General features: G+C 33.0%; 4 protein-coding genes and 1 pseudogene. All 5 read left to right on the top strand.

Annotation, left to right across the window (positions count from 1 at the left end; translation table 11 throughout):
• A partial coding sequence (locus tag K4I03_RS12305; protein WP_227965621.1) for a hypothetical protein occupies window positions 1-254 on the top strand: 254 nt, incomplete at its 5' end.
• A gap of 44 nt (window positions 255-298) precedes the next feature.
• Complete coding sequence (locus tag K4I03_RS12310) at window positions 299-877, top strand: HAD domain-containing protein (RefSeq protein ID WP_227965623.1); 579 nt, start codon at window positions 299-301, stop codon at window positions 875-877.
• A gap of 96 nt (window positions 878-973) precedes the next feature.
• Window positions 974-1,693 carry an AbrB/MazE/SpoVT family DNA-binding domain-containing protein gene (locus tag K4I03_RS12315; RefSeq protein ID WP_227965625.1) on the top strand — a complete coding sequence of 240 codons (720 nt, stop codon included), beginning with the start codon at window positions 974-976 and terminating at the stop codon, window positions 1,691-1,693.
• A 22-nt stretch (window positions 1,694-1,715) separates the two neighbouring features.
• On the top strand, window positions 1,716-1,865 hold the full coding sequence (locus K4I03_RS12320; RefSeq protein WP_227965627.1) for a hypothetical protein: 150 nt from the start codon (window positions 1,716-1,718) through the stop codon (window positions 1,863-1,865).
• A gap of 49 nt (window positions 1,866-1,914) precedes the next feature.
• Window positions 1,915-2,687: pseudogene (locus K4I03_RS12325) on the top strand (hypothetical protein); the annotation flags it as partial.

Below are 2,687 nucleotides of genomic sequence, written 5' to 3' on the forward strand. Positions count from 1 at the left end.
AAGAACATTCTATCGTTAAACGCATGCAATATATCCTAGCCTTTATTTTTATAAATATAACATCTGCCTTTGTAATCTCATCTCTTTTCTTGTATAAACATGAAAAGAGATTGTTAGATGTTTTCAGTATAGAATCGGTTTTCCATTTTGCTACAACTCATTTATGGGTTTGGGTAGCAGCTCTGCCAGTGTCTGTGTTATATGGTTCGTGTCTTGTTCGAGTATTCAAAATTCGAAAACTACGTCGCTACTAACCAGTAAAAAAAATAAATCACAAAAAGAGGGGTAAAAACCACAAATGAAACATATATTTAGTAAAATAACAGACATTTTCAATAATAGGAAAGCTAAAGAAGTCTATATTTTATTGGATATTGATGGAGTTTTAAATTTTGAGGGGTCACCCAAAAATGATAATTTTACAATCATTTCACATGATTGGGGAAAGTGGACTATTCGTGATGAAGTCATAGCGTGGTTGAAGAAACTTGTTAGAAATCCAAAATTAAAAATATATTGGATTTCAACATGGGGAAATGACAGTAATATCATCAACCGTTATTTATCCATACCAGAGTTTGAAGCATTAGGAAGCTCAAAAGGAGTTTTAGCAGAGACTAAGCTACAAGCGATTCTAAATGTAGTGACTTGTTTACACAATAAAACAGTCATTGTGATTGATGATTTATTCAGGCGTGATTTCATTGCGTCCATGACAACAAATGAGTCTGAGCGAACTTTTGCTCGATGGAGAGCTATAGAGTTTTCATGTAAAGAAAATACAGTTGATATTTATTATGTTGCTCCAAATCAAGAAGTTGGTTTAATTGCAGAGGACATTCAATTTATTGAGAAATTATTAGAAAGGAATAATTAAGTTAATCCAAAATCACTTAGACAGTATTAAATTCTTTGACAACCCTCCAGTAAAAATATATAATTAGTTATACATTCAATTACAGGAGGGTTTTTAATGGAAATATCAGTAAAAAAATGGGGAAATTCCCAAGGAGTTATCTTGCCTAAGAGAGTGCTTGATACTATTGAATGGAACGGAGAAGAGTTTGAGCTAACTGTTAGGAACAATGAAATTATATTGACAAAAAAAGATAGTTCGTTGCTGAATGGGAAAGATTTTGAAGTGCCGTTAGGTTATCAGAACGGTCAGAGACTTTATTGGAATGTTGATCGGGAGCCTCATATCCTGATAGAAAAATCTTTTCTGCAACATCTAAACCGAACCGTGGTGGAAGCAAGTAATAGAAGAAATGAAGGTGCTGGCTTTTTGTATGAAAAAGCAGAAGAGGGTGGGGAAGATTATGATAACCTCGATAAAATGCTAGAAAAAAGATACAAGCAGCTAAAAGAGGAAAACACGGCTTATCCTGATACACTGAAAGAATATCTAGCTAGTTTTTCTGGAAAGGTTAGGATATTTTTGTTATTAGATATTTCTAATTGTAATCAAAAACAGATAGAAAAGTTTGTTAAAGATGTGGTAAATAAGTCTAAAAATTATAATTTACATTTGATTTGTGTTACAGATCATCAACCTGATTTAAAAGAATCAGATGATTTTTCATTTTCTATTTTCCAATCCCCTTCTGGTATTCTCGGTTACACCCTATATAAAAAAAGAGAGAAGTATCTCTTTAGTTTAACGATGGGGAACTCATTCCCAGACTCACCCTAGATAAACAATCAAGGAGAGATAAATGAGTAATAGGTATATGTTACAGTTATTGAAAGATGAGAAAGAAATAGGTTGTCATCAAATTTTTGGAAATGGAGATTATTTTAAGGATTTTCATGCTTGCAAAAAGGGGGGGGAGAATTTTCAACCCGAAGTTAGAGAGTGGGTATGAGTTAAAGGTTAGTTATTATTAATTTTGCAGGAAAGGAGTGGAAGCAATAATGTTTAACAAAAAAACGTTTCATGTTTTAATAAAATTGTTTCTAGCAGCAACCAATATTCATGCCTTGTTTTTGGTTTTTAGTGGGGAACCGAAGCAAATCGTTATAGGTATAGTTATTTTAGCTGTATTTTACTTATTTTTCTTTTTCAACTACATATTTGATACGGGTTCAGTTGTGTATGCAAGGAATTTAAGTATCAGAGATGAAACGTTGGGAGCAGCAGTACATAAGGGGTTACAATATACTGTAAAGGATATAACTTCCTATAGAGTGGAAGAAAACTACCTGACTAAAGAAAAGTGGGAGAAACTAAGGGAAGAATTAAATCTTTATGCAATAGGATTTTTAAAACGCAACTTTCCATACATCAAATGGGATAGCCAATTCTATCTCAAGAAGTATGATGAATATGTAGGGGGAAGTTTTTGTCCAGCAGAACGACATGAAAATTTATTCTTTGATAAACCTACCCCACCTATAACTTTAAACGAAGTTTTTGTTTATGCAGTTATTAAGTTTGATGATTTTGAAATTATTAGAACGATAGTGGAGCATGAGCTGGTTCATTATGCTTTGTGGAAGCAAGAGCAGGGGTATCGTGATTGTGAGAAAGACTTTGAGAGCAAACTAAAAGAGTTGAATATTAGATCGAACAACCCTAAACAAACCCAACTTTATAGCTTCAGTATAAAAAGGGATAATACAGAAAATGGAGCATTTGACACCTTACAGTTACTTATCCCCCCTAATGAGTTAGCTGAAGAAGAGAA

The organism is Streptococcus sanguinis, assembly GCF_020729725.1.
Lineage (GTDB): Bacteria > Bacillota > Bacilli > Lactobacillales > Streptococcaceae > Streptococcus > Streptococcus sanguinis_V.